The sequence below is a fragment of the Myxococcus llanfairpwllgwyngyllgogerychwyrndrobwllllantysiliogogogochensis genome, assembly GCF_006636215.1.
GTDB classification, from domain to species: domain Bacteria; phylum Myxococcota; class Myxococcia; order Myxococcales; family Myxococcaceae; genus Myxococcus; species Myxococcus llanfairpwllgwyngyllgogerychwyrndrobwllllantysiliogogogochensis.
The window spans coordinates 1-5,379 of sequence record NZ_VIFM01000437.1 but is presented as its reverse complement, the minus strand read 5'-3'; the positions used below and the strand labels follow the sequence as shown (position 1 = coordinate 5,379).

Below are 5,379 nucleotides of genomic sequence, written 5' to 3'. Positions count from 1 at the left end.
CCCGCCACCTCCGCCTCCGGCCTCGCCCACCCTGGTGGGCAGGTCCTCGCGGGGCCGTGGCGTGGAAGCCCTGCTCTCCGCCGTGCGCACCCGGCAGCGCCGGTACCTGTGGCTCCAGGGCCTCGCGCTGGGCTTCATGGCCGCCTGCCTCCTGTGGGTGGGGGGCGGCCTGCTGGGACTCGTGGCCCCGCGCCTGGGCGGGTCGCTGCTCGGCATGGCCGTGCCCGTGGGCGCCGCGGTGGCGTGTGTCTTCGGCCTGTGGCTCGCGCGGCGACGGGTGGGCGACGACCTGCTCACCGCCCGACTGGTGGGCCAGCGCCGGCCGGAGCTGTCGCTGGACGTGCTGGCCGCGGTGGAGCTGCGGCGCGAGCAGGGCGGACACGCCAACGGCTCGCCGGAGCTGGCGGAGGCCTTCCTCGCGCAGATGGACACGCGGGTGCGCACCGTGGACGTGCGCTCCATCGTCGACGGACGCCCCGTGCAGCGCAGCGCCCTGGCCGCGTGCGGCGTGCTGCTGGTGCTCGCGCTGGTGTTGGGGCTGTTCGGTGAGAAGTGGGCCGCGGGCCTGAAGCGCATCCTCGAGGTGGCGCGCGCTCCGGAGGCCCCGACGCAGGTCGAACCCATCACCGGCGACATCGAGCTGACGTACCGCTACCCCGCGTACACCGGCCTGTCCCAGCGCACCGTGCCCGGCACCGACGGCGCCGTGAGCGCCCCGGCCGGCACCGAGATTCTCATCAAGACGCGCTCGGACCGCCCCGTGGAGCGCGCGGAGCTGGTCATCAACACCGAGTCGGTACCGCTCAAGGTGACCGGCAACCGCGATTTGGAAGGCACCTTCATCGCGAAGCAGACCGGCCACTACCACTTCGTCTTCTACGCCCGGCGCGAGAAGCCCCTGGCGGTGGGCCCCGACATCCCCCTCACCGTGGAGGCGGACAAGGCGCCCCAGGTGACGCTGATGACGCCCGCCGCGGAGCTGGAGGTCGACCCCAACCAGAAGGTGACGCTCAAGTACGAAGCCACCGACGACTACGGCCTGTCCGGCCTGTCGCTCGTCTTCCGCACGCCCGGCGCGCAGAAGGACACGCGCGTGCCGCTGCGCCGCGAGGACGGCCGGCGCAGCCGCGACACGTACACCTGGGATTTGGGCTCGCTCAAGATGGACGCCGGCGACCGGATTACCTACTTCGTGGAGGCGCAGGACAACGACGCGGTGGACGGCCCCAAGAAGGGCGTCAGCCGCACGCAGGTGCTGCGCATCTACTCCGCCGCCGAGCACCACCGCGCCGCGCTGGAGAAGGCCGAGCAGCTGTGGGGCCGCATGGTGGACCACCTGGCGGACCGGCTGGAGGGCCCGGACCGCGACAAGCAGAAGGACGCCCAGGCCATCGCCACCGCCGCGTCCGTGGACACCAGTGGCCAGCAGCTCATCACCGACATGCGCACCCTGGCGCAGACGCTGTCGCGCGAGCGCGACGTGCCCACCGAGCTGGTCTCCGCGCTCGCCAACATCTCCGAGTCCCTGGGCAGCCACATCAACGGCACCGCGGACTTCCGCCGCCTCTACCTGCGCACCCAGCGCGCGCGGGGCGAGGACTGGGGCACCGGCAACCGCCTGTCCGGCGTGGTGACGGAGGAAATCGCGGAGCTGGAGAAGGACATCCTCTACCTGGAGGCGCTGCTGGACCGGCAGAAGCTGGAGGCGCTCCAGGAGATGGGCAAGCAGTTGGCCGGCGAGCGCCGAGAGCTGTCGCGCCTGATTGAGCAGTTCAAGGCCAACCCCGACGAGGCCGCGCGCCAGGCGGTGATGGAGCAGATTCAGCAGCTCAAGGCGCGCATCCAGGAGCTGATGCAGCGCATGGCGGAGATGCGCAAGGGCATCCGCGACGAGCACCTCAACGCCGAGGCCCTGTCCGAGATGATGAAGGACCAGGACATGCAGAGCGCCCTGGACGAGGTGGAGAAGCTGATGCGCGAGGGCAAGACGGACGAGGCGCTCGCGAAGCTTCAAGAGCTGGGCATGCAGATGGACGAGATGCTCAAGGGCCTGGACGAAGCCAACGAGGAGTTCGGCGGCGAGCAGTACCCTGAGCTCGCGGAGAAGTTCGGCAAGTTCATGGAGGACCTCAAGGGCACCGTGGACGAGCAGCAGCGCGTGGCCGAGCAGACGCGACAGCTGCGAGACCAGGCCCGCGCGCAGAACAAGGAGCGGCTCTCCGAGCGCGGCGAGTCCATCAAGAACGACCTGATGCGCAAGGTGCAGCAGGCCCAGCAGAGCTACGACAAGCTCAACCCGGAGCACCTCAACAGCCGCGCCGCCCGGCCGCTGGAAGAGGCCCAGTCGGAGCTGCGCAACGTGGAGAGCGCGCTGAAGGTGAACGACTTCGACCTGGCCGCGGAGGCCGCCGCCCGGGCCGAGGACGCGGCCCGGCAGCTGGCCGGCATGGGTGAGCAGCAGAAGCAGCTCGACGAGATGTTCGGCAACCCGCCCGAGGTGCGGCAGCAGTCCTCGGAGCTGGCCCAGCGCCTGGACCGTGACGCGCGCAACGTGCAGGACGTGAACAAGCAGCTCCAGTCGCTCTTCCCTCCCCCCGGCTCGCAGCTCTCCCAGCAGGAGAAGCAGCAGCTCCAGCAGCTCTCCGAGCAGCAGCAGCAGTTGGAGCAGCGCGCGCAGAACCTGCGCCAGCAGATGGAGGAGATGGAGCAGACGGCGCCGCTGTTCGGCGAGGAGGCCGCGCAGCAGATGGAGGGCGTGGGCCAGCGCATGGGCGAGGCCGCGCAGCGGATGCAGGGCAAGGACCCGGGCCGGGGCTACGGCGAGCAGCAGGCCGCGCTGGAGGGCCTGCGCCAGTTCCAGCAGCAGATGCAGCAGGGCCAGAAGGGCCGCAAGGGCGGGCTGCCGCTTCCCGGTGGGATGAGCGGGCGCAAGCAGGGCAACTCCGGCAGGGACCCGAAGGACGAGGTGGAGCTGCCCGACGAGGACGCGTTCCAGGCCCCCAAGGAGTTCCGCAAGGACTTGCTGGACGCGATGAAGCAGGGCGCGCCGGAGAAGTACCGCGAGCAGGTGAAGCGCTACTACGAGGAGCTGGTGAAGTGAGAGACCGCCGGATGAATCGCTGGGTGGCCCTCGCGCTGGCCCTGGGACTGGGCGTGGCCACGCCCGCCGTCGCGCAGGACGCGTCCTCCCTCAAGGACGAGGTGAAGACGCGCCTGGGCCAGGTGGAGCAGGGCCTGGACGACTGGGACGTGCCCGGGGCGAAGCGCGAGCTGGCAGCGGTGGAGCAGCTGATTCCCTCCGACGTGGAGCCCTTGAAGTACTACCAGGGCCGCGTGGCCTTCGAGGAGGGCCGCTACGACGACGCGGTGGGGCTGCTGGAAGGCGCCAACATCGAGGACAAGCCGGGCAGCTACCTGCGGCTGGCCAAGGACACGCGCGACATCGTCAAGAGCCACGAGCGCGCGGAGAGCGAGCACTTCATCTTCTTCTACCCGAAGGGCAAGGAAGCGGTGCTGGTGCCCTACGCGCTGGAGACGCTGGAGGCCATCCACCGGGCCATGGCGGAGGACCTGGGCTGGACGCCGCCGGGCGGGAAGATTCGCGTCGAGGTGGTGAACAACGCGCGCGAGCTGTCCAAGGTGAGCACGCTCACCGAGAAGCAGATTCGCACCACCGGCACCATCGCCATCTGCAAGTTCAACAAGCTGATGGTGACCAGTCCCAAGGCCGTGGCGCAGGGCTACGACTGGCAGGACACGCTGGCGCACGAGTACATCCACCTGGTCGTCAGTCAGATGAGCCGCAACACGGTGCCCATCTGGCTGCACGAGGGCCTGGCCAAGTTCCTGGAGTCGCGCTGGCGCGGCAAGGCGGGACTGGCGATGACGCCGTCCACGCAGGCGCTCCTGGGCAAGCGCGTGAAGGCGGACACGCTCATCCCGTTCGAGAAGATGCACCCGTCCATCGCGCTGTTGCCCACCGCGGAGGACGCGGCCACCGCGTTCGCGGAGGTGTTCTACGCCATCGACTACGTGCACCAGTCCAAGGGCGCGGCCGGGCTGCGCGCCGTCGTCCACGAGCTGAAGGCCGGGCAGACGGACAAGAAGGCGGTGGAGGCGGCCATGGGCATGCCCTTCGCCCTCTTCGAGAAGACGTGGCTTTCGCACATCAAGAAGCAGCCCTTCCCCTCGGAGCTGGTGCCGCGCGACGACCGCGTGGTGCTGAAGGAGGACGCGAAGAACAAGTCGAAGGAGGACGGCGAGAAGAAGGGCCGTGAAATCTCCTTCGGCGACTTCAACGAGGTGGCGGAGGTGCCGGCGCGCAAGTTCGCGCACCTGGGTGAACTCTTGCGCGAGCGCAACCGCGTGAAGGCCGCCGCCGAGGAGTACGCCAAGGCGCACAAGCTGGTGGGCGACAAGTACGAGTCCGTCTCCAACAAGTACGCGCTGGCGCTCCTGGAGTTGAAGCGGCTGGATGAAGCGGAGTCCGTGCTGCGCGGCAGCCTGCGCGTACACCCGGGCTCTCCCGCCACCAACGTGCACCTGGGCCGCATCCTCCTGCACCGCAAGGACTACCCGAAGTCGAAGACGGCCTATCTGGAGGCGCTCGCCTCGGACCCGTTCGACCCCGAAATCCACGTGGCGCTGACGCGCATCCACGGCGCGCTGGGCGAGACGGCGCTGGCGACCCGCGCGAAGGCGGCGACGGTGGTGCTCACCGGCCTGGAGCCCGCCGAGGTCGACCAGTTGGCGCAGCAGTTCCTGCGCGAAGAGGGCGTGCTGTCGGAGACCAACGTCCCCGCCACCGGAGGCGCCCCGAGCAAGCCCGCCGCGCCCGCCACGGGACCGACGGACGCGGGGCGCTGAGGCGCGACACGGAAAGCAGGGCGCGCGCCCGTCCTCACCGTGGAGCCTGGAGCGAGCGAGCCGACAGGCAGGGGCCTGCCCGCCACTGAAGGCCCGCCCTCGCAGTGTCCAGGTTCAGCCGGGGAGGCGTCGTCATGGACATCCGGCCGCTGGTCTCGCTGTCCGCCCGGTTGATGGAAGCCGCGGGCGGCGGCGCCATGGTCCTGGGCGCGTTGATCGCCCTCTTCGCGATGATGTTCCGGCACCGGGGGCTCCCGCCCGCCGAGGCCTATCGCCTCTTCCGGCTGAACCTGGGCCGCGCCATCCTGCTCGGCCTCGAGTTCCTGGTCGCCGCCGACATCCTGCGCACCGTGAGCAACGAGCCCACCTTGCGCGATGTCCTGGTGCTGGGCCTCATCGTCCTGGTGCGGACGTTCCTCAGCTTCACCCTGACGGTGGAGCTCGAGGGCCGCTGGCCCTGGCAGCCCGAGCGCGAACACGCGCGTCCCACCGCATCCCCTCCCCGCCCACCAC

General features: G+C 70.1%; 3 protein-coding genes. All 3 read left to right on the top strand.

The features are described 5' to 3' along the window. Positions 1–3,100 (top strand): DUF4175 family protein (locus FJV41_RS47770; RefSeq protein ID WP_246137882.1); only part of this gene is annotated, 3,100 nt, incomplete at its 5' end. Positions 3,101–3,111: 11 nt separating this feature from the next. After that, positions 3,112–4,866: a peptidase MA family metallohydrolase gene (locus FJV41_RS47765; RefSeq protein ID WP_141649291.1), complete on the top strand. Its 1,755-nt coding sequence runs from the start codon at positions 3,112–3,114 to the stop codon at positions 4,864–4,866. Positions 4,867–5,000: 134 nt separating this feature from the next. Continuing rightward, on the top strand, positions 5,001–5,379 hold a 379-nt coding region (locus FJV41_RS47760; protein WP_141649290.1), incomplete at its 3' end, for a DUF1622 domain-containing protein.

Coding starts and splice junctions, on each gene's coding strand:
- FJV41_RS47765 (WP_141649291.1), top strand. CDS start 3,112: ATGAATCGCTGGGTGGCCCTCGCGCTGGCCCTGGGACTGGGCGTGGCC.